Genomic DNA, 19,013 nt, shown 5'->3' on the forward strand with positions numbered 1-19,013 from the left:
TCCCATGCGTCTGATTCACGTCCTTGGCGCCGCCGCCCTGCTCCTGCTCAGCGGCTGCGCCGGCTTCACCACCCAGGAAGCCCTGCAAGGCCAGGGCAACGCCGACAGCTGGAAGACCCACAAGGAACGCGTCGCCGCCCTCGACGGCTGGCAGATCGACGGCAAGGTCGGCATCCGCGCCCCGAAGGACTCCGGCAGCGGCACCCTGTTCTGGCTGCAACGCCAGGGCTACTACGACATCCGCCTGTCCGGCCCGCTGGGCCGCGGCGCCGCGCGCCTGACCGGGCGCGAGGGCGCGGTGACACTGGAAGTCGCCGGGCAGGGCCGCTACCAGGCCGAGTCCCCCGAGGCCCTGCTGGAGCAGCAGATGGGCTGGCGCCTGCCGGTGTCGCACCTGCTCTGGTGGGTACGCGGCCTGCCGGCGCCGGACAGCAAGAGCCGCCTGACCCTCGACAGCGACAGCCGCCTGGCGCGCCTGGAGCAGGACGGCTGGGACGTGGAATACAGCAGCTACGCCCAGCAGGACGGCTACTGGCTGCCCGAGCGCCTGAAGCTGCACGGCAAGGACCTGGACGTCACCCTGGTGATCAAGAGCTGGCAGCCGCGCCTGCTCGGCCAGGCCCGCTGACATGCAAGCGCGCCTGACCCTGCCGGCCCCGGCCAAGCTCAACCTGTTCCTGCACGTCCTCGGCCGCCGCGCCGACGGCTACCACGAGCTGCAGACGCTGTTCCAGTTCCTCGACCACGCCGACGAACTGCACTTCGCCCCCCGCGAGGACGGGCAGGTCCGCCTGCACACCGACATCCCCGGCGTGCCCCACGACAGCAACCTGATCGTCCGCGCCGCGCGCCAGTTGCAGGAGCAGTCCGGCACCAGGCTGGGCGCCGACATCTGGCTGGACAAGCGCCTGCCCATGGGCGGCGGCATCGGCGGCGGCAGCTCCGACGCGGCCACCACCCTGGTCGGCCTCAACCACCTCTGGCAACTGGGCTGGGACGAGGACCGCCTGGCGGCCCTGGGCCTGGGCCTGGGCGCCGACGTGCCGGTGTTCGTGCGCGGCCGCGCGGCCTTCGCCGAAGGGGTGGGCGAGCGGCTCACGCCGGTCGAACTGGAGGAGCCCTGGTTCCTCGTCGTCGTGCCGCAAGTCTTTGTCAGCACAGCAGAAGTTTTCTCCGATCCCGAGTTGACACGGGATACTCCGCCCATTAAAGTTCGCAGCCTTCTCGGGGTGGACGGTCGAAACGACTGTCAGACGGTCGTCGAGAAACGTTACCCAGCTGTACGTAACGCGCTGATGTTGTTGAACAAATTCACATCGGCCAGATTGACCGGAACCGGAGCTTGTGTGTTTGGGAGCTTCCCAAACCAGGGCGATGCTGATAAAGTTCGCCGCCAACTTCCGGCCACTCTGCCAAGCTTCGTCGCACGGGGTCGCAACACCTCCCTGCTGCATCGCAAGCTTCAAGAACTGACCTGAGAAGGGATGCAGAGCATTCGGTTGTACGATACAGGGGCGTCGCCAAGCGGTAAGGCAGCAGGTTTTGATCCTGCCATGCGTTGGTTCGAATCCAGCCGCCCCTGCCATTAACCCCACGGGGGTTGCGTACGACGGTAACCGAAGCGCTGCACAGCAAAATTCATAGGGGCGTCGCCAAGCGGTAAGGCAGCAGGTTTTGATCCTGCCATGCGTTGGTTCGAATCCAGCCGCCCCTGCCATATACAAAAAAGCTGTTCAAAAGCCACGGCCTTTGAACAGCTTTTTGGTTCATCAGGCCCACCCTCAGCCGGCAGGTACTGCGCGTGTCCAAGATGATGGTCTTCACGGGGAACGCCAACCCCGACCTGGCACGCCGAGTCGTGCGTCAACTGCACATTCCCCTCGGTGATGTTTCCGTCGGCAAGTTCTCCGATGGCGAAATCAGTGTCGAAATCAACGAGAACGTCCGCGGCAAGGACGTCTTCCTGATCCAGCCGACCTGCGCGCCGACCAACGACAACCTGATGGAACTGGTGGTGATGGCCGATGCCTTCCGCCGCTCCTCGGCCACTCGCATCACCGCGGTCATCCCCTACTTCGGCTATGCCCGCCAGGATCGCCGTCCGCGTTCCGCCCGCGTGGCCATCAGCGCCAAGGTCGTGGCCGACATGCTGACCGTCGTGGGCGTCAACCGCGTCCTCACCGTCGACCTGCACGCCGACCAGATCCAGGGCTTCTTCGATATCCCCGTCGACAACATCTACGGCTCGCCCGTGCTGGTCGACGACATCGAGGACCAGCGCTTCGAGAACCTGATGATCGTCTCCCCGGACATCGGTGGCGTGGTGCGCGCCCGCGCCGTCGCCAAGTCCCTGGGCGTGGACCTGGCCATCATCGACAAGCGTCGCCCGAAGGCCAACCAGTCCGAAGTCATGCACATCATCGGTGATGTCGAAGGCCGTACCTGCGTACTGGTCGACGACATGGTCGATACCGCCGGCACCCTCGGCCACGCCGCCAAGGCTCTGAAAGAGCACGGCGCCGCCAAGGTCATCGCCTACTGCACCCACCCGGTGCTGTCGGGCCGTGCCATCGAGAACATCGAGGGTTCCGTACTGGACGAGCTGGTGGTGACCAACACCATCCCGCTGTCCGCCGCTGCCCAGGCCTGTGGCCGCATCCGTCAACTGGACATCGCGCCGGTCGTCGCCGAAGCCATGCGCCGGATCAGCAACGAAGAATCGATCAGCGCCATGTTCCGCTGAGGAACAGGGCCTGACGAAAGCGCCCCGCCGCGGCGGGGCATTTGAAGAGTCGCCCGAACGCTGGTCGCAAGCGCTCGGGCGATCTTGTCATTTTGGAGATAGTGTAATGGTTGACTTTGTTCTGAATGCCCAAGCGCGTTCCGACCTGGGGAAAGGTGCGAGCCGCCGCCTGCGTCGTAATGCCGGTCTGGTTCCCGCGGTCATCTACGGCGGCGAGAAAGCCCCGGTTTCCGTGACCCTGGAACTGCGTGAAATCGCCAAGCTGCTGGAAAACGAGGCTGCCTTCAGCCACGTCATCGCCCTGAACGTCGATGGCGCCAAGGAAACCGTGCTGATCAAGGCCCTGCAGCGCCACCCGGCCAAAGGCTTCGTCATGCACGCCGACTTCCTGCGCGTCGTCGCCGACCACAAGCTGACCGCTCACGTTCCGCTGCACTTCCTCAACGAGGAAACCGCAGTTGGCGTCAAGCAAGGCGGCGGTGAAGTTTCCCACGTCATCTCCGAAGTCGAAGTTTCCTGCCTGCCGAAAGACCTGCCGGAATTCATCGAAGTCGACCTGGCGAAAGTCGAAGTCGGCCAGATCGTTCACCTGTCCGACCTCAAGCTGCCGAAAGGCGTGGAACTGGTTCAGCTGGCCCATGGCAACGACCTGGCCGTGGCCAACATCCACGCTTCGCGCGTAGTCAAGGAAGAAGGTGAAGGCGCTGCCGAGTAATCACTCGCCAGCCTCTTAGCCTCCAAGGAAAGGGCCCCCGTCGTGACCGCCGTGCAACTGATCGTTGGCCTGGGCAACCCAGGCCCGGAATACGAACAGACCCGGCATAACGCGGGGGCCCTTTTCGTCGAGCGCCTGGCCGACCGCGAACGCGTCAGCCTGAGCCCCGACAGGAAGTATTTCGGCCTGGTCGGCAAGTTCAGCCACCAGGGCCGCGACGTTCGTCTGCTCATCCCCACCACCTACATGAACCGCAGCGGCCAGGCCGTGGCGGCGCTCGCCGGGTTCTTCCGCATCCCGGTCGAAGCCATCCTGGTGGCCCACGACGAACTCGACATGCCCCCCGGCACCGCCAGGCTCAAGAAGGGCGGCGGCCACGGCGGGCACAACGGGCTGCGCGACATCATCGCCCAGCTCGGCAACCAGAACGGCTTCCATCGCCTGCGGCTTGGCATCGGCCATCCGGGGCACAGCAGCCTGGTCTCCGGCTTCGTCCTCGGCCGCGCCCCGCGCAGCGAGCAGGAGCTGCTGGACGCCAGCATCGATTCCGCCCTCGGCGTGCTGCCGGAAATGCTCGCAGGCGACTGGACCCGCGCGATGCAGAAGCTGCACAGCCCGAAGGCCTGACACGTCTCGCCAGAGGTACACAGCATGGGCTTCAACTGCGGCATCGTCGGCTTGCCCAACGTCGGCAAATCCACCCTGTTCAACGCCCTGACCAAATCGGGTATCGCGGCAGAGAACTTCCCCTTCTGCACCATCGAGCCGAACAGCGGCATCGTCCCCATGCCCGACGCGCGCCTCGACGCCCTGGCGGCGATCGTCAAGCCCGAGCGGGTGATCCCCACCACCATGGAATTCGTCGACATCGCCGGCCTGGTGGAAGGCGCCTCCAAGGGTGAAGGCCTGGGCAACAAGTTCCTCGCCAACATCCGCGAGACCGACGCCATCGCCCACGTGGTGCGCTGCTTCGAGGACGACAACGTCATCCACGTGGCCAACAGCGTCGACCCCAAGCGCGACATCGAGATCATCGAACTGGAACTGATCTTCGCCGACCTGGAAAGCTGCGAGAAGCAGCTGCAGAAGGTCGCGCGCAACGCCAAGGGCGGCGACAAGGATGCGATCGCGCAGAAATCCCTGCTGGAGAAGCTGATCCCGCACTTCAGCGAAGGCAAGCCGGCGCGCTCGCTGATGAAGAACCTCGGTGACGAAGAGAAGCGCCTGGTGCGCGGCTTCCATCTGCTGACCAGCAAGCCGGTGATGTACATCGCCAACGTCGCCGAAGACGGCTTCGAGAACAACCCGCACCTGGACGTGGTGAAAGCCATAGCCGAGGAAGAAGGCGCCATGGTGGTGCCGGTGTGCAACAAGATCGAGGCCGAGATCGCCGAACTGGACGACGGCGAGGAGAAGGACATGTTCCTCGAGTCCCTCGGCCTCGAAGAACCCGGCCTGAACCGCGTGATCCGCGCCGGTTACGAACTGCTGCACCTGCAGACCTACTTCACCGCCGGAGTAAAGGAAGTCCGCGCCTGGACCGTCCGCGTCGGCGCCACCGCCCCGCAGGCCGCGGCGGTGATCCACACCGACTTCGAAAAAGGTTTCATCCGCGCCGAAGTGGTCGCCTACGACGACTTCATCCAGTTCAAGGGCGAACAGGGCGCGAAAGAAGCCGGCAAATGGCGCCTGGAAGGCAAGGACTACATCGTCAAGGACGGCGACGTGATGCACTTCCGCTTCAACGTCTAAGCCCTTCGCAGGCGCCCAAAGCGCCAGCCCAGGACGAGAAAAGGCCCCGAGCACCCCGCGGGGCCTTTTTCGTTCCCGCCCTACCGCTCGTCCCGCTAAACGCTTGAAAGAACAGAAAAATATCTAGCCAAAGGGGGTTGACAGCCCCCCGAAAGATCCGGAAAATGCGCGCCACTCGGCTACATAGCTCAGTCGGTTAGAGCGCAGCATTCATAATGCTGATGTCCCAGGTTCAAGTCCCGGTGTAGCCACCATTATTTTCAAGGGGTTAGCGAAAGCTAGCCCCTTTTCTTTTGCCTGTAGTGACTACAAAGTGACTACAGCGTGTCTACCGCCTAGCCCTTCCAGGGATCAATCAGCGGAACACCAAAGCTTTCGAAGTGCCGGACATTCCGTGTGGCGATCTGCGCGCCATTCAACCTGGCGATCGCCGCAATCTGCCCATCCGCCATATCGGCAACCTCGCCCCGCGCTTCGCTCGCAGCCACCAGTTCGGCATAGTGCACCGCTGCATCGGCATCGAACGGCAGGATGTTACCGGCAAAGTATTCCCCGAACATTGCAAGAGCCATGGTGTGGAGCGCCTGTTTACGCTTCCCGTCGGGCAGCTTGGCTACGCCGTAGAGAATCTCTGCCACGGTGATCGCGCTGATGTGCAAATCACTCACAGACTGCGCATCAAGCCAAGCCACAACTGCCGGATCAGGCTTGGCTCGCATCAGCTCCGAAAGCACATTGGTGTCGATCAGAATCATTCGTCAAAATCCGCTGCGCGGGCCTTGGTTTTACGCTCCGGCAGTTCCAGTTCACCCCCTCCCAACGACGCAAAGCGGGCATGGATTCGGCTACCCAAGCCCCCACCCTTCTCTCCCTTGGAGAGCGCTTGAGCGAGGATGACCCTCACCTCCTCTTCCATCGAGCGGCCGTGGCTGGCGGCAACCACGCGAAGCTTGGCTTTGAGATCTTCATCCAGGTTTCTAATAGTGATGCTGGCCATAATCGCCTCCGACGCAATCAATGAAATCACTGATAGCATACTAGGGCTCCTCCCATTACACCAACGGTTCCTGACAACGTTCACAGCTCATCCAGAGAAACCTCCCGAGACGGCTCGTTCACTCGCTTCTCAACGATTCGGCATAGCTCCATATCGTCTTCAGCTTCGTCGATGTCTGCTGAATCCAGTTGATGCTCCGACTGCACAAGGGGTGATAGACGCATGGCGGACTCCAGATGCTCCGGCGACAGGTGTGCATAACGCATGGTCATGGTGATGGAGGAATGCCCGAGAATGCGCTGCAACGTCAGTATGTCGCCTCCGCCCATCATGTAATGACTTGCGAAGGTGTGCCGTAGGATATGCGTCATCTGGCCCGGCGTATGGAATCCACAACGGCGGTAAGCACCGCGAAAGGCGGCACGGCAGGACATGAACAGACGACCGGTGCCAGGCATGCCTCGATTGAGAATCAGCCTCTCCAGGTCCTTGGGAATGGGCACCGCCCTACTCTGCCGGTTCTTGGTTCGGTGATAGTGGACCTTCCCACCCTGGACGGCGCCTCGGGAAAGGCTTTCGGCTTCATCCCAACGGGCACCTGTGGCGAGGCACAACATAGCAACGGGGTACGTATGCGTGTTGGTGCTGGCCTTGCACTCCGCCAGCAGCAGCGACACCTGGTCCAGTGTCAGGAAGGTCAGCTCCACCTGATCGGTCTTGATCTGGCGGACCTTGGCCAGTGGGTTCACCTTGTGCCATGAGCCGAGACGAATCAGCTCCGAGAAGATCGCCGACAGGTAGCGCTGCTCATGGTTGACCGTCTCGGGCTTCACCTCGGTCAGTCGATGCTGTCGATAACGCGCCCAGGCCAGGGAGTCGAATTCGAAGGCGAGCGGATCACCAAGGCGCTTGGCCAAGGCATAGCATCGCGCCAGGCGCTGTTCACCATCTTTCAGGGTGCAGCCATGGAGGTCATGCCAGACCTTCACCAGATCGGAGAGGCGGTCATCCAACGGGCGTCTCGTCTCCCCCTTCACAGCGAAATAGTCCTGCTCATAGCGGATGGCTGCTGACCTAGTGGCGAAGCCCTTCTTACGGATACGCCGACCAGAACGGCCGTTGTCGTAGAAGTCAGCGGTCCACGTCTTCCCATCCTTGCGGGCCGTCATATCGCATAGCCCTTCTTCAAGTAGCGATCACACATCAGCCGGTGTATGTGCTTCTCGAACTCCTTCCGAGTCACCCCTTGGCGAAGTAGTGATCCTCGATCACGTGCCAGAACTCCAGCTTACGGGCGGACTCGATGGCCTTTTTGGGGCGGCAGACTACAACCTATCTCCCCTCTTCCGCCCGCATCGCCATTCGCGAGGCCCTTGCATTCCCTCGGTAGCTAGCTCTAGCCACGACCGGCCAGTGGCTCAACTTCGTGCACGATTTGCTCACCATTTGCCGCATAGGCAGTGGCCAGCGCGCACGCGCTCTGCAGGTTCATCCAGAAATCAGCCGACGTGCCGAAGTAGCGAGCCAAGCGGATAGCCATATCCGCGGAGACATCTCGACGCTCGCGAATGATGTCGTTGACGGTCGGAACCGACACCTTGAGGGCTCGTGCCAAGGTCGTCGGAGTTATCCCCAGCTCCAGCAGGAACTCTTCACGGAGGACTTCCCCTGGATGGACGGGGCGCATTCCGTTGGTTTTCATGATCTCCCCCTCGTGGTAGCCCACTAATGGCCTGACTGAGTTAGCGATGCGGGCTATTTCTTCCAGGGATCGAGCACGGGCTGCGCATCGATCCAGAGCATAACGGCCGATTCCAGCTCAGCCCGTCTCAATACTGAAAGAACACGGGTATCGAGCAAGATCATTCGTCGAAGTCCGCCGCACGGGCCTTGCACTTGCTAACAGGAGGCTCGATGTCCAACTCGCTTCTGATGGTGACCATAGGAACCTCCAATGCAATCGGGATCAAAGCTCATCCAACGAAACATCCCTGGAAGGCTCTTCGCGACGCTGCTCCACGATCAGGCACAACTCGACATCGTCGTCGTCAGCCGTTTCAGTAACGTCGGATATCTCGGTCGACTGCATTAACGTAGATAGAGGCATGAAGGGCTCCAAGTGCTCAGGTGACATGCTCATGATGTTCAAGGAGCGTCCCGGAATGCTCTGCAAGATTAGGGGGTCCCTTCCTTGCATCCTGTAATGCCTGGCGAAGATGTGCCGTAGGACGTGAACCGTCGACCTGGAGCCTCCAACACCTCCCCGTCCGCCGATGACCAGGCGGTTGATGTCATCTACTTCCCTTATCCCCCTTACGCGTCCTTTTGCGACGACTCGGCTTGCCGGCCTCCATCTGAGCCAGCGAGCGTGCCAGGTGAGCGGCGTTAGCCGGGGACCTCAGCAAGTGGAAGGTTTCCACCAGGCTGTTGAAGTCATCGAGCCTGTCCATAAGCCGCATCTGTCTTTGCTCCCTATGCGGATATCGTCTTCCCCTCACAGGTACCTCACCCACTTCGCCCTGGCGCTGGCCTTCACGTCGCAGTTGGACAAGCACGAGCCCATGCCCGGAATATCCTCCGGCCTGTAGTCCGGCGGGAGGTCCGCCAGGTCGAGTTCGAGGTCGTTCAGGAAGTCGCTGCTGCCCTCTCCCCAGCCGGCGGCGGTGATGTAGCCGCGGATCTTGCTGTCGCCCGTGGCGGACAGGCGGTTGCCGGCGATGACGCTGCCGTTGATTTCGCTCTGGCTGCCGAGGGTGATGTCGCCGCCCCGGAACTGGCCGTCGACCACGCCGCCGGCCAGCAGTCCTATGTTGCCGATGGAGTTGCTCTTCAGCTTGCCCATCGCCATGTCGCACAGGTTGCTGGGGTAGAGCCCCGTGAAGTCGATGTGGGGGTACTGGATGCTGCAGATGAACTTGAAGCCGCTGTAGTTGACCGCCGAGACGACCACCTGGCCGCCGGTGCTGATCGAGCGGGTCGACAGGAAGCTGTTGTGGTAGTTACCGTTGGAGATGTGCAGGTCCCCTTCGAACCACAGGACGCCGGGCGCCAGGCTCTTGCCCGCCAGGGTCCACTTCCTGTTCCGGCTGTCGTAGGACAGGCAGCCCTGCTCGCTCGCGTGGCCCTGGCAGATCGTCCGGGCCTGCCGGCGATCGGCCGGGGCCGGGTCGAGGCAGTTGGCGCTGGCGTCGACCTGCAGGCAGAGGAAGTCCCTCCAGCCCCTGCCGTCGTGGGAGTAGTTGCCCAGGAAGTACTCGCCATCGGCGAGGCCGTTGACGTTGCGCACGGTCACCCGGCGCTGCCCCGCCACGAATTCGAAGACGTAGTTGGCCCCCGCCTTGAGGGTGTAGGCGTCCACCGTCGGTTTCTGCGGCATGACGTAGGGCTCGAGCCTGGCCATCAGTTCGAAGCTGACTTCCGCCGGCGCCTGGACCTTGTCGATGGCCGGGCAGTTGCTGACAGCCAGCGCCCTGATGCTGTCGAACGTGGTCCAGCCTACCGCCGGGCAAGTGACGGTCGCCCGGCTGTTGATGCTCCGCACGTCGAGCCAGGCGTTGATGGCGATGTTCCCCACCGCATTGGCCGTTTCGGCCATGCCGTTGCGCAGGGTGAGCGTCCTGCCGGCAGTCAGGCTGCCGTAGCCGGCGCCGCCGGCGCGGATCTCGCCCAGGGCGTTGCCGGTCTCCACGCGGCCGTTGTCGATGAGCAGGTTGCCGTTGGTGTTCAGTTCTCCGCTCTGCGCCCCGCTCTGCATGGCGATGCCGCCCAGCGCCGAGCCCTTGAGCACGGAGGCCGAGCCTTTCAGCGTCAGGGTGCCGTTGGCGTAGGCCTCGCCGACGCTGGCGCTGCCTTCGAGGGTGATGTCCTTGGTCGCGCGCAGCGACTCCACGCCGTTGACCGAGCCCTTGAGGGTCGCCGAGCCATCGACGTTGAGCTTGGCGTTTTCCTCGCCCTGGATGTCGATGTCGCCGGAGGCGTTGAGATCGCCGTGGATGTCGATGACGCCGTCGTGCTCCGGGCCGGGGGCGCTGCCGGGCGTCACCTGGTAGACGACCCGCAGCAGCGTCGCCGCCTGCGCCACCGCATGCCGGTTGCGCAGGTCGGCGGTGATGCTGTACGCCCTGTCCTCCTCCGCCTCCCCGGGCGGCTCGACGTCGATGATCTTCAGCGTCAGCGCATTGCTTCCCAGGCTGGCCTCCCGCTCGTCGCCCACGGCCAGCCGGGCCAGCCGCGACTCGTCCTCGGGCAGTTGCGAGTCCTCCTCCGCCAGCTTCAGGAAGTACCGGCGGAAGACCTCCACGCCGGTCCAGACGCCGGCCTGGGACTGGCTGGCGGCCTGCGCCGCCACTTGCCGGTCCTGGTTGCCGCGCACGCTGAAGATCAGCGACAGGGCGATGACGCCCAGCGCCAGGGCGCTGACCAGGACGGTGAGGATGGTTGCCGCGCCGCGTTGGCGAGAAGGTGCATTCATGGTGGACGATCCCCGTCAGGCGTCGGATGCAGGAAGGTTGAGGAGGCAGATGCGGTAGCTGACCGGAGGCACGTCGGCCCCGGCCTGCTGCGTCGAGCTGGGCGCGGAAAGGGTGACCGTGGGGTGCCTCCGGGCCTCGCCTATCGCGCCGAACGGCGAGCACACCTCCTCCGCCAGTTCGATGCGCAGCTGGCTTTCGCTGCGGTTGCGGAACAGCAGCAGGTCCTCGGCCGGCGCCCAGGCGAGGCTCGCCAGGCCGGTACCCAGCGAGCAGTCGGGCGCCCGCAGGCGCGAGAGGATGCGCAGGGGCTGGCCGCTTTCCGCATCGCGCCCCGCCCGCTCGACGAGGCCGCCGCAGGTGGGCAGCGCGCCGTCCCGGAAGCGCCAGAGCAAGGCCTCCCGGGGCTCCGCCTGGCCGTCCAGGGCGAGCCGGGCCACGGCCAGGGCCTCGCCCGCGCCTGCCGCCATGCCGTAGCCCGCCCCCTGGATGTCCATCTGCAGCGAGACCAGGGCCGTGGCCAGCTCGCCGTCCTGGTTGGCCTCGCGCCTGGCCTGGGTGCCGATGGACGAGAAGGTCCTCAGGCTGGTCATCAGCACCAGCATCACCAGCACCGAGATCAGCAGGCCCACCATCAGGCCGACCAGGCTCATGCCCCCTTGCCGGCCCCTCATGCCCCGCCTCCCACGGCGATTTCGTCGCCATCCAGGGACACCTTGAGCAGCAGCGGCGGGCTGATCTTCCCGAGGGTGGTGCCGGCCACCTGCACGGTGGTGGCGGCGCAGCCCGTGACCGTCACCGGGATCGGCCGGGCGGAGCCGGGCAACTGGATGACGGCCCCTTCGCGGGCGCACAGGTCGACGCCGTCCTGGCCATTGCGCTGCAGCAGGTCGCGCATCTGCGCCACCGCCAGGGCCTGCAGGTTGCCGTTGCGCTGGTTGGCCAGGGTCATGGCCATGCCCAGGGCCAGCCCCAGGCAGAGGATCGACATCAGCACCACGCCGATCAGGGCATCCAGCAGCACGTAGCCCTGCTGGCCGCGGGCCTCAGTGGAGGGAGACGGAAAGACTGGAGCGTCCATAGACAAGTTCGAGCTCGTTGCCGGCGCAGGTGGCATCCGTGCTGGAGCTCCCGCGGTTGTTGAAGGACATGCAGACCAGGGCGTGGCTCCCGGCCTTGGGACGGGTGGTCAGCTTCTCGGGCAGGCGGGCCTGCCAGAGCACTGGCGAGGTACAGCTGGCGGGGGTGTCGGCGTCCCTGGCCGAGCGCACGGTCAGTTGGCCCTTGCCCAGGCAGACGAAGCTGGCCGCCCGGTCCCCGCCGATGCCGTGCGGGTTGCGCAGCGCGGCGGCCTTGGCCCGGCCATAGGCCTCGCGCCAGATGCCTTCGGCGGTGTTCAGCCTGGCGTGCTCGACCCAGGTCGTGGTGAAGGGGGACGCGAGCATCGCCAGCAGCCCCACCAGCCCCACCACCACCATCATCTCGATCAGCGTGTAGCCGGCGTGCTTCGGGCTCATTTCCAGTCCCTGCCGCCGCCATGGGGGCAATCGCCCCGGCGCACGCCCTTTTCGTCGATGCTCATGTTGCAGTTCTTCGCCGAGCCGCTGAGGCCGGCGCCCCTGGCCTTGGCCCGGTAGCCGCCGGGCAGCGAGCTCACCGAATAGCTGAAGGCCCGCTCGGACGGGCGCCAGCCGTCGAACTGCCGCATGACCGCGGAGGTGCCCTTGAACTCGCCCTCGGGAAAGGCCATCGAGCGCTGGTAGCCGGCCTCGATGACCATGCTCAGGGCGACGAGGTCCACCTGCGCGGAGCGGATCCGCGACTTGTTGATGTAGTGGTCGTACGCCGGTAATGCGATGGCGGAGAGGATGCCGACCACCGCAACGGCGACGAGCAGCTCGATCAGCGAAAAACCGCGCTGTCGACAGTCGAGTGGACGATGACGCATGTCTGGACTTGCTCTGGAAGAGTGGAAAAACGGTGCCGCGCGGCGTTGCGCGTCTTTTTCCACTTAAAGTCACGGAGCGGGGAAAAGCCACCAGGAGAAAGCAAAACAACGGAAGGACTCACATTTAAGCGGCCGAACGGAATAAGTCCGCACTCACGCTGCAAACCCCGTCAATCAAAAAATCCAGCTTGCTTCTCAAAACGTTATATTTCCTAGGAATTTTCTGTAATACGGACACCCTGAATCGACGAGGCATATATCCATGGGATCACGAAAAAGTATCAGCCGGATGAAAAGTACAATCTGAAAACCGTAAATTACCGGGCGACCTGGATATCGCTCCAAACTCACCAGGCAGAAATCACGACTATCAACTTCCCCATATATTTCCTACAAACTTTCGGGAACAAGACTTCCTGGAAAGTAACGATTGTTTCACCCAGGGAAAAACTCCTTCGCACGCTCGTTAGCTAGCTAACGGCATCCCCGGACGCTACCTTTGTCCCGGCAGGTTCTTCCATTTCCTGCACTCCCGCATGGCCATTGCCCGCCCCCGCTCCGAGCGGGCAATGGTCTCTTTTTCCCGCTCGTTCAGGACGTCGCCATGCGTTATCTCGTCCGCACACTGGTTGTGGTTTGTCTTTCCCTGTTCCTGGGGCTGGCGGCCCGGGAATGGACCTTGTTCGTCCAGGCGCTGCCCATGGGCGGTGGCCTGCGCGCGATGCTCGCGGTGCTGCCGCTGCTGGCCGTGGGCAGCGGCAGCGCGACCTGGCTGGCCGCCCACCCCGAGCAGGGGTAGCCCTAGAGCCGCTGCAGCACGCCCTCGCCCACCACGCGGGTGGTTTCCAGGCCATGGTCGAGGTGGCCTTCGTCGCGCAGGAAGCCTTCCACCGCACGCTCGATGCGCGCGGCGCCGGTTTCGTCGTGCCAGTGGAAGCGCAACAGCATGGCGGCGCTGAGGATGGCCGCCAGCGGGTTGGCGCGGCCGCTGCCGGCGATGTCCGGGGCGCTGCCGTGCACCGGCTCGGCCAGGGCCAGCCGCTCGCCCAGGTTCAGCGACGGCGCCAGGGCCAGGCCGCCGCCCCAGTGGCTGGCGAGGTCGGAGAGGATGTCGCCGAACAGGTTGCTGGTGACGATCAGGTCGAAGGCTTCCGGGCGCTCCACCAGTTGCAGGGCGGCCACGTCCACCAGACGCTCGTCGAGCACGTCGCCCCAGCCTTCGGTCACCAGCAGGTCGCGGCAGGTGTCGCGGAACAGGCCGCAGGTCAGCGGCAACACGTTGGCCTTGTGCACCAGGGTGATGCGCCGCGCCTGGCGCTGCCGGGCGATGCCCGAGGCGGCCTGGGCCAGGCGGGTGCAGGCGGCGCGGCTGATCACCCGCTCGGCGATGGCCACGCCGTCGGCTTCCCAGTGCTCGCGGCCGCTGTACAGGCCTTCGCTGTTCTCGCGCAGGACCAGCAGGTCGACACCGGCGCGGGGCGACACCACCGGCCAGGTGCGCACCGGGCGCAGGTTGAGGTACAGGCCCAGTTCCTGGCGCAGGCGCAGGATGGCGCTGCGGTAGCCTTCCACCTTGTGGCTGGGCGAGGACACCGCGCCGAACAACCCGGCCCCGCATGCCCGCAGGGCCTCCAGGGTGGCTTCCGGCACCGAGGTGCCATGGCGCTGGAAGCAGTCCCAGCCCGCCTCAGCCTCGCGCAGGCGCAGCCCGGGCAGCAGCTTCTGCAGCACGGCCACCGCCGCCGGCAGCACCTCGCGGCCGATGCCGTCGCCGGGGATCACGCAGAGTTCACGCATGCTCGTCTCGTCGTGGACAACCTACCCACTATCTTCGGGCCAGCCGGCCCGCCCGGCGAGGCAGGCCGGACGACCGGCAGGGACGGCTCAGAGCTGGCCGATGGGGCGCAGGCGGTACTGCGGCGGCAACTGGTCCAGGCCGCTGACGGTGACGTTGAGGTTCTTCCAGCGGCCGTCCTTGATGCCGTAGATGCAGCCGTGCACCGACAGCGGCTGGCCGCGGTGCCAGGCGTTCTGCACGATGTTGGTGTGGCTGACGTTGGCCACCTGCTGGATGACGTTCAGCTCGCACAGGCGGTCGACGCGCTCTTCCTCGGTGGCGAACTGCGCCAGGTGCTCGCGGTACTCGTAGGCGAGGTCGCGGATGGTCCGCAGCCAGCCGTCGATCAGGCCGAACTGCTGGTCCTGCAGCGAGGCGCGCACGCCGCCGCAGCCGTAGTGGCCGGTGACCAGGATGTGCTTCACCTTGAGCACGTCCACCGCGTACTGGATCACCGACAGGCAGTTGAGGTCGGTGTGCAGCACCACGTTGGCGACGTTGCGGTGGACGAACAGGTCGCCGGGCAGCATGCCGACGATCTCGTTGGCCGGCACCCGGGCATCGGAGCAACCGATCCACAGGTACTCGGGGGCCTGCTGGCGCGCCAGCTTGGCGAAGAAATCCGGGTCTTCTCGGTTGATCGCCTCGGCCCAGCGGGCATTGTTCTCGAACAGCTGTTCCAGGTCGCTCATGGTGGCTCCTCCTCTTCGGCTGGCGCACCTTACGTAACGCCGGCGGCCTTTGACAAGCGCTACCGCTCAGGGCGTGGCGTGCTGCCGCCACCAGCGCGGCAGGCGCGGCTCCAGTTGCCCGGCGAGCTGCTGCCAGGCGGCGTGCCAGGCCTCGGCCTCGGCGGCCAGGCGCGCCCAGTCGGGGTTGCGGCGGTCCAGCGCGGCGAGCTGCTCGGCCTCGAGCCAGGCGTGCCCGGCGCGCAGGGCCGCGGCGAACTCGGGGTCCACCAGGGCGCGCCGATGCACCGCCTCGAAGCGGCACCACAGCGCCTGCTCCAGCGGGTCGTCGGCCTTGCTGAGCAGGCTGGCGCCGGCGGCCGCCTCGAAGCCCAGCGGCTGGAACAGCGACAGGCACGGCGCCGAGGTGCCGGTGGCGGCCAGGCGCGGGCCGTCCGGGCCCAGGCGGGCGATGAGGCTGGCGGTGGTCTGCGAGGGGCGCCAGAAGCTGCCGGCGTGCATGCACACCTGGCGGTTGTCGTGGCGGGTGAAGTTGTGGTCGCGCCGGCCATGGTTGCGCAGGGCCACCACCAGGGCTTCCCAGCCGGGCTCGCGCGGGCAGCTGGCGAGGAACTCCTGGTTCAGCCGCCGGCGCTGGTGCGCCCCGGCCACCCAGGGCAGCAGGCGGCCATCGAAGGCGCGGGCGAAGTGGAAGTCGCCGCGGCCGTTCCAGCAACCCAGGCGGCGCGCGTGGGCCGGCAGGTCGTGGCTGCACAGGTCGTACTCGTGGCCGATGCTCAGGGCGTTGGAGACGGCCCAGCGCTGCACCCGCCGGGCGGCCCACAGGCGGCCGGCGGTCTCCAGCACCCAGGCCTCGCCGGCGTCGGCGATGACGAAGCTGTTGTCGTAGCGCAGGCGCTTGTTGCGAAAGCCCGCCGGCCCGCCCTGGCCGTGGCGCTCCAGCAGGCCGGTGATCACTTCCAGGGCCTCGCGCGCGCTGGCGCCGCGTTCCAGGCCCAGGCGCACCAGGTCCATGCCCAGCAGCGCCTCGCCGCCCTGGTCCACCAGGCGGGTGAAGACCGCTTCGTTGCCGATGGCCACGCCGTGCTCGTTGACGCCCATTTCCGCGCCCCACAGCCAAGCGGGCTGGCTGAGGATGACGGCATGGCGGTCGGGCACCTGGGGGATCTCCAGGTAGGTGGTGCGCAGTTGCCTGGCCGTATCGCCATGCACAGCCGGCAGGCGCAGCAGGCGCTGCGGCTCGGAGGGCTCGCGGTCGCTGTTCTTGGCGAACCAGGTGCAGCCGTCGGCGCGCAGGACGAGGGTGTCACACATGGACGCCCCCCTGCCGCGCGCCGGCGGCATGTGAGGCGGGAAGCGGATGACGACGGGCAGGCGCCGCCGCTGCAGCGGTTGGCTTCATGTCGCGACCTTGTTCTTGTTATTGATCGCCCAGCCTACGCCTGTGCGCGGCGGCCGGATATGGCCGGGATGCCGGTCAGTCGAGCAGCGTGCAGGCCATCACCAGGGCATCCTCGCGCCCGCCCACCGCCGGGTAGTAGCCGCGCCGGCGGCCGATCTCGTTGAAGCCGAAGCGCTCGTACAGGCGGTAGGCGCTCTGGTTGGTCTCGCGCACCTCCAGGAAGCACTCCCGCGCGCCCAGCTCGCCGGCCCGCGCCATCAGGTGCTCGAGCAGGCGCAGGCCGAGGCCGCGGCCCTGGCTCTCCGGCTTCACCGTAATGTTCAGCAGGTGCGCCTCGTCGAGGATGATCTGGATGACGCCGTGGCCGACCTGCTGGGTGCCTTCGAACATCAGCCAGCAGTCGTAGCTCTTCAGGCCGTCGGTGAAGATGCCGCGGGTCCAGGGGTGGCTGAAGGCGGCGTACTCGATCTTGAGCACGGCATCGAGGTCCGCCTCGGTCATCGGGCGGAAGGAAATCGCGTCGGTCATTCTGCGTCCTGGTCCAGCCAGCGCTGGCGCACCCGGCGCATGGCGCGCCACAGCTCGCCCTTGAGGGCGGGTTCGTCGCTCAGCCGCTCCAGGCCCGGGATGGCCCAGGCCACGCCGAGTTCCTCGATCGGCAGCTCGCGCAGCAACGCCTCGTCGTCCGCCTCGCCGGCGAAGCGCACGGCGGGCCGGCCGACCAGCCACAGGCAGCGGCACGGGCCGCTGTCTTCCAGGCGCGCGGCGACGAAGCCCTGGACGAACTCGCGGGCCGCCTGCGGGCCCTGGTCCATGTTGCCGCCGGAGAGCAGCGGCCAGCGCACCGGCTCGCCGAGCAACTGCGGGCTGTCCGGCAGGCCGGCGGCGCGCAGCAGGTCCTTGAGCAGCAGGTAGGCCGGGTCGCGGCTGGCCAGGGGCTCGCCGGTGGGCAGCTCGACCAGCAGCACGCAGGCGCCGGCGCGTAGCAGCTGCAGCGTGAAGCGCGGCGGCGGCTCCGCAGGGGCGCGCGGCGCGGCCGGCTCGGCTTCGGCAGGCGCCTCGGCGGCCACCGGCGTGCGGGCCTGGGCGGCGGGGCGCGGCACCACCACCGGGATCGACGGCCGGGCCTCGGGGGTGGGCGCCGGCCTCTCCGGCGCGGCGGCCGGCGTGCTGGCGACTTCGGGCGCAACGCTCGGCGCCGGGGCCTGGACGGGCTCCGGCGCTTCCAGCAGCTGCGGGCGCGAAGGCGCGGCGAAGGGCAGCACCACGCGCGGCAGCCAGGAGGCGACCTGCATGGCGCCAAGATAGGCGCGGCGGCGGGCTTCTTCGATCAAGAGTCCTGTACCTGTGGGCATCCTGCGGGCGCAGGGCTAAACGCAACGGAGCGGAATTGTCGCGTGAAACGCGCCCGACGGAAAGGCCGGCCGGCGGATGGGCCGCTCAGCAGCCCTTGTTCATGCCGACGCAGGTGTCCTGACGGGGAATGCCGTTGAAGGCCTGGTTGAAGTCGATGTTGATCGGCGAGACCAGGTTGCCGTTGGCGTCGCGGTACTTGGGCATGTTCATGAAGGCGCCCTTGAGCGCGGTGATCATCTGCCCGGTGTCCATGTCGCGCCACTGCACGTCCTGGCTCTGCAGGGAGATGAAGAAGCCCTTGGCGGCGCCGGCCAGGCCGGCCTGGCTCAGGTCGCCCACCGGCAGCGACTGGAACTGGCTGAGCTTGAAGCAGGTGGTGATGCCGAGGATGGCGCAGCTGTTGGAAGTGAACAGGCCGGTGACGATGTCCGTCCACAGCGGCACGCAACCATTGGTGCAGTCCAGCCGCGAGCCGTTGGTCATGCCGGCGTAGGTGCCGCGCACCGGGTCGCTGGCGCCGCCGGAGGTGACCAGGCCGGCATCCGCCTCCACGGTGCTGCTGGGGTAGATGCCGGCGAGGCCGAGCAACAGCTGCTGCCCCACCGAGGCCTTGTCGTAGATGGCCTGGGCGGTGCCCTTGATGTGCACCGGGATGTTCCCGGTGAGACTCTGGATATCGCCGGACAGCACGCCCTTGGCCTGGTTGAAGCCGATGCGCACGCCGACCATCTTGTTGCCGTCGTAGGCGAACTCCACGTAGGGGTCGACGATGGTGAAGGGGTTGATCTGCCCGGTCTTGTTGTTGACCGTGCCCAGGGCGAAGTTGTTGATGGAGATGTCCGCGCTGTTGGCGGCCTCGCCGGCCCGGTCGTACAGGCCGAGCTGCAGCTTGTTCATGTTCAGCTGCGTCTCCACCGTGGCGCCGATGTTCAGCCGGGTGTAGTTGATCCCCGCGGCGGCGTCGGTGGCCAGGTTGATGAAGGCCTGGCCGGTGACGTCGGACAGCTGGCTGTCGCTCAGCGCCCGCAGCTCGGCATTAGCGCCGCCGCCCAGGCACAGCAGCAGGCCAGTCAGCAGCAGGCGCCGCATGGAAAAGAGCCTCATT

At 66.1% G+C, this 19,013-nt stretch carries 22 protein-coding genes, 3 tRNA genes and 1 pseudogene; 10 read left to right on the forward strand and 16 right to left on the reverse strand.

Features of this window, described 5'->3' with window-relative positions; genetic code table 11:
• Positions 1–4 precede the first annotated feature (4 nt).
• The 9 genes from lolB (at position 5) to CHC02_RS09200 (ending at position 5,464) form a co-directional block, all read left to right on the forward strand.
• On the forward strand, positions 5–628 hold the full coding sequence (gene lolB, locus CHC02_RS09160) for a lipoprotein insertase outer membrane protein LolB (protein ID WP_089391169.1): 624 nt from the start codon (positions 5–7) through the stop codon (positions 626–628).
• A 1-nt stretch (position 629) separates the two neighbouring features.
• Entirely contained in the window at positions 630–1,478 is an 849-nt protein-coding gene (gene ispE, locus CHC02_RS09165) for a 4-(cytidine 5'-diphospho)-2-C-methyl-D-erythritol kinase (RefSeq protein WP_089391170.1), read from the forward strand.
• Positions 1,479–1,510: 32 nt separating this feature from the next.
• Positions 1,511–1,585 (forward strand) — tRNA-Gln (locus tag CHC02_RS09170).
• Between the two features lie 57 nt (positions 1,586–1,642).
• A tRNA-Gln gene (locus CHC02_RS09175) sits at positions 1,643–1,717 on the forward strand.
• Positions 1,718–1,801: 84 nt separating this feature from the next.
• Positions 1,802–2,743, forward strand: coding sequence for a ribose-phosphate pyrophosphokinase (locus CHC02_RS09180; protein WP_024128138.1), 942 nt, complete (start codon positions 1,802–1,804; stop codon positions 2,741–2,743).
• Between the two features lie 106 nt (positions 2,744–2,849).
• Complete coding sequence (locus CHC02_RS09185; protein WP_089391171.1) at positions 2,850–3,458, forward strand: 50S ribosomal protein L25/general stress protein Ctc; 609 nt, start codon at positions 2,850–2,852, stop codon at positions 3,456–3,458.
• A 42-nt stretch (positions 3,459–3,500) separates the two neighbouring features.
• Complete coding sequence (gene pth / locus CHC02_RS09190) at positions 3,501–4,085, forward strand: aminoacyl-tRNA hydrolase (RefSeq protein ID WP_089391172.1); 585 nt, start codon at positions 3,501–3,503, stop codon at positions 4,083–4,085.
• A 24-nt stretch (positions 4,086–4,109) separates the two neighbouring features.
• Positions 4,110–5,210, forward strand: coding sequence for a redox-regulated ATPase YchF (ychF, locus tag CHC02_RS09195; protein WP_089391173.1), 1,101 nt, complete (start codon positions 4,110–4,112; stop codon positions 5,208–5,210).
• A gap of 177 nt (positions 5,211–5,387) precedes the next feature.
• Positions 5,388–5,464 (forward strand) — tRNA-Met (locus CHC02_RS09200).
• A gap of 81 nt (positions 5,465–5,545) precedes the next feature.
• Here CHC02_RS09200 and CHC02_RS09205 read toward each other — a convergent pair.
• The 10 genes and pseudogenes from CHC02_RS09205 to CHC02_RS30725 form a co-directional block, all read right to left on the reverse strand.
• Complete coding sequence (locus CHC02_RS09205; RefSeq protein ID WP_089391174.1) at positions 5,546–5,965, reverse strand: type II toxin-antitoxin system VapC family toxin; 420 nt, start codon at positions 5,963–5,965, stop codon at positions 5,546–5,548.
• On the reverse strand, positions 5,962–6,207 hold the full coding sequence (locus tag CHC02_RS09210; RefSeq protein ID WP_089391255.1) for a FitA-like ribbon-helix-helix domain-containing protein: 246 nt from the start codon (positions 6,205–6,207) through the stop codon (positions 5,962–5,964). The genes CHC02_RS09205 and CHC02_RS09210 overlap by 4 nt, the downstream gene beginning before the upstream one ends.
• An 80-nt stretch (positions 6,208–6,287) precedes the next feature.
• A complete protein-coding gene (locus CHC02_RS09215) occupies positions 6,288–7,376 on the reverse strand; it encodes a phage integrase (RefSeq protein WP_089391175.1) in 1,089 nt (362 codons plus the stop codon).
• Positions 7,373–7,521: pseudogene (locus CHC02_RS30505) on the reverse strand (hypothetical protein); the annotation flags it as partial. The gene CHC02_RS09215 and the pseudogene CHC02_RS30505, both read right to left, overlap by 4 nt.
• An 82-nt stretch (positions 7,522–7,603) precedes the next feature.
• Entirely contained in the window at positions 7,604–7,909 is a 306-nt protein-coding gene (locus CHC02_RS09220; protein ID WP_089391256.1) for a HigA family addiction module antitoxin, read from the reverse strand.
• Positions 7,910–8,701: 792 nt separating this feature from the next.
• Entirely contained in the window at positions 8,702–10,678 is a 1,977-nt protein-coding gene (locus tag CHC02_RS09230; protein ID WP_089391177.1) for a bactofilin family protein, read from the reverse strand.
• Positions 10,679–10,693: 15 nt separating this feature from the next.
• Complete coding sequence (locus tag CHC02_RS09235; RefSeq protein ID WP_139210176.1) at positions 10,694–11,350, reverse strand: PilW family protein; 657 nt, start codon at positions 11,348–11,350, stop codon at positions 10,694–10,696.
• On the reverse strand, positions 11,347–11,757 hold the full coding sequence (locus CHC02_RS09240) for a type IV pilus modification PilV family protein (RefSeq protein WP_141137690.1): 411 nt from the start codon (positions 11,755–11,757) through the stop codon (positions 11,347–11,349). The genes CHC02_RS09235 and CHC02_RS09240 overlap by 4 nt, the downstream gene beginning before the upstream one ends.
• The gene (locus CHC02_RS09245; protein ID WP_089391180.1) at positions 11,723–12,193 is read right to left on the reverse strand and encodes a pilus assembly FimT family protein; all 471 of its coding nucleotides are present in this window, start codon (positions 12,191–12,193) and stop codon (positions 11,723–11,725) included. The genes CHC02_RS09240 and CHC02_RS09245 overlap by 35 nt, the downstream gene beginning before the upstream one ends.
• Positions 12,190–12,624: a type IV pilin protein gene (locus CHC02_RS30725; protein ID WP_089391181.1), complete on the reverse strand. Its 435-nt coding sequence runs from the start codon at positions 12,622–12,624 to the stop codon at positions 12,190–12,192. The genes CHC02_RS09245 and CHC02_RS30725 overlap by 4 nt, the downstream gene beginning before the upstream one ends.
• A gap of 604 nt (positions 12,625–13,228) precedes the next feature.
• Here CHC02_RS30725 and CHC02_RS09255 point away from each other — a divergent pair.
• Positions 13,229–13,423, forward strand: a complete 195-nt coding sequence (locus CHC02_RS09255; RefSeq protein ID WP_089391182.1) for a hypothetical protein — start codon at positions 13,229–13,231, stop codon at positions 13,421–13,423.
• Between the two features lie 2 nt (positions 13,424–13,425).
• On the opposite strand, the gene CHC02_RS09260 is transcribed toward CHC02_RS09255, so the two are convergent.
• The 6 genes from CHC02_RS09260 to CHC02_RS09285 form a co-directional block, all read right to left on the reverse strand.
• The gene (locus CHC02_RS09260) at positions 13,426–14,421 is read right to left on the reverse strand and encodes an isocitrate/isopropylmalate dehydrogenase family protein (RefSeq protein ID WP_089391183.1); all 996 of its coding nucleotides are present in this window, start codon (positions 14,419–14,421) and stop codon (positions 13,426–13,428) included.
• An 87-nt stretch (positions 14,422–14,508) separates the two neighbouring features.
• On the reverse strand, positions 14,509–15,153 hold the full coding sequence (gene can / locus CHC02_RS09265) for a carbonate dehydratase (protein WP_089391184.1): 645 nt from the start codon (positions 15,151–15,153) through the stop codon (positions 14,509–14,511).
• 66 nt (positions 15,154–15,219) lie between these two features.
• On the reverse strand, positions 15,220–16,464 hold the full coding sequence (locus CHC02_RS09270; RefSeq protein ID WP_089391185.1) for a C69 family dipeptidase: 1,245 nt from the start codon (positions 16,462–16,464) through the stop codon (positions 15,220–15,222).
• Between the two features lie 163 nt (positions 16,465–16,627).
• Positions 16,628–17,080, reverse strand: a complete 453-nt coding sequence (rimI, locus tag CHC02_RS09275) for a ribosomal protein S18-alanine N-acetyltransferase (protein ID WP_009617416.1) — start codon at positions 17,078–17,080, stop codon at positions 16,628–16,630.
• Entirely contained in the window at positions 17,077–17,886 is an 810-nt protein-coding gene (locus tag CHC02_RS09280; RefSeq protein ID WP_089391186.1) for an energy transducer TonB, read from the reverse strand. The genes rimI and CHC02_RS09280 overlap by 4 nt, the downstream gene beginning before the upstream one ends.
• Before the next feature lie 106 nt (positions 17,887–17,992).
• A complete protein-coding gene (locus CHC02_RS09285) occupies positions 17,993–18,997 on the reverse strand; it encodes a DUF6160 family protein (RefSeq protein ID WP_089391187.1) in 1,005 nt (334 codons plus the stop codon).
• Positions 18,998–19,013 lie beyond the last annotated feature (16 nt).

The organism is Pseudomonas delhiensis (assembly GCF_900187975.1).
GTDB classification, from domain to species: domain Bacteria; phylum Pseudomonadota; class Gammaproteobacteria; order Pseudomonadales; family Pseudomonadaceae; genus Pseudomonas; species Pseudomonas delhiensis.

Excerpts from the sequence above, each read along its gene's own strand:
- CHC02_RS09260 (WP_089391183.1), bottom strand. The coding sequence starts at position 14,421 with ATGCGTGAACTCTGCGTGATCCCCGGCGACGGCATCGGCCGCGAGGTG.
- CHC02_RS09245 (WP_089391180.1), bottom strand. The coding sequence starts at position 12,193 with ATGAGCCCGAAGCACGCCGGCTACACGCTGATCGAGATGATGGTGGTG.
- can (WP_089391184.1), bottom strand. The coding sequence starts at position 15,153 with ATGAGCGACCTGGAACAGCTGTTCGAGAACAATGCCCGCTGGGCCGAG.
- CHC02_RS09235 (WP_139210176.1), bottom strand. The coding sequence starts at position 11,350 with ATGAGGGGCCGGCAAGGGGGCATGAGCCTGGTCGGCCTGATGGTGGGC.
- CHC02_RS09285 (WP_089391187.1), bottom strand. The coding sequence starts at position 18,997 with ATGCGGCGCCTGCTGCTGACTGGCCTGCTGCTGTGCCTGGGCGGCGGC.
- CHC02_RS09255 (WP_089391182.1), top strand. The coding sequence starts at position 13,229 with ATGCGTTATCTCGTCCGCACACTGGTTGTGGTTTGTCTTTCCCTGTTC.
- CHC02_RS09220 (WP_089391256.1), bottom strand. The coding sequence starts at position 7,909 with ATGAAAACCAACGGAATGCGCCCCGTCCATCCAGGGGAAGTCCTCCGT.
- CHC02_RS09240 (WP_141137690.1), bottom strand. The coding sequence starts at position 11,757 with ATGGACGCTCCAGTCTTTCCGTCTCCCTCCACTGAGGCCCGCGGCCAG.
- lolB (WP_089391169.1), top strand. The coding sequence starts at position 5 with ATGCGTCTGATTCACGTCCTTGGCGCCGCCGCCCTGCTCCTGCTCAGC.
- CHC02_RS09205 (WP_089391174.1), bottom strand. The coding sequence starts at position 5,965 with ATGATTCTGATCGACACCAATGTGCTTTCGGAGCTGATGCGAGCCAAG.
- CHC02_RS09210 (WP_089391255.1), bottom strand. The coding sequence starts at position 6,207 with ATGGCCAGCATCACTATTAGAAACCTGGATGAAGATCTCAAAGCCAAG.
- ychF (WP_089391173.1), top strand. The coding sequence starts at position 4,110 with ATGGGCTTCAACTGCGGCATCGTCGGCTTGCCCAACGTCGGCAAATCC.
- rimI (WP_009617416.1), bottom strand. The coding sequence starts at position 17,080 with ATGACCGACGCGATTTCCTTCCGCCCGATGACCGAGGCGGACCTCGAT.
- ispE (WP_089391170.1), top strand. The coding sequence starts at position 630 with ATGCAAGCGCGCCTGACCCTGCCGGCCCCGGCCAAGCTCAACCTGTTC.
- CHC02_RS09185 (WP_089391171.1), top strand. The coding sequence starts at position 2,850 with ATGGTTGACTTTGTTCTGAATGCCCAAGCGCGTTCCGACCTGGGGAAA.
- CHC02_RS30725 (WP_089391181.1), bottom strand. The coding sequence starts at position 12,624 with ATGCGTCATCGTCCACTCGACTGTCGACAGCGCGGTTTTTCGCTGATC.
- CHC02_RS09215 (WP_089391175.1), bottom strand. The coding sequence starts at position 7,376 with ATGACGGCCCGCAAGGATGGGAAGACGTGGACCGCTGACTTCTACGAC.
- CHC02_RS09230 (WP_089391177.1), bottom strand. The coding sequence starts at position 10,678 with ATGAATGCACCTTCTCGCCAACGCGGCGCGGCAACCATCCTCACCGTC.
- CHC02_RS09270 (WP_089391185.1), bottom strand. The coding sequence starts at position 16,464 with ATGTGTGACACCCTCGTCCTGCGCGCCGACGGCTGCACCTGGTTCGCC.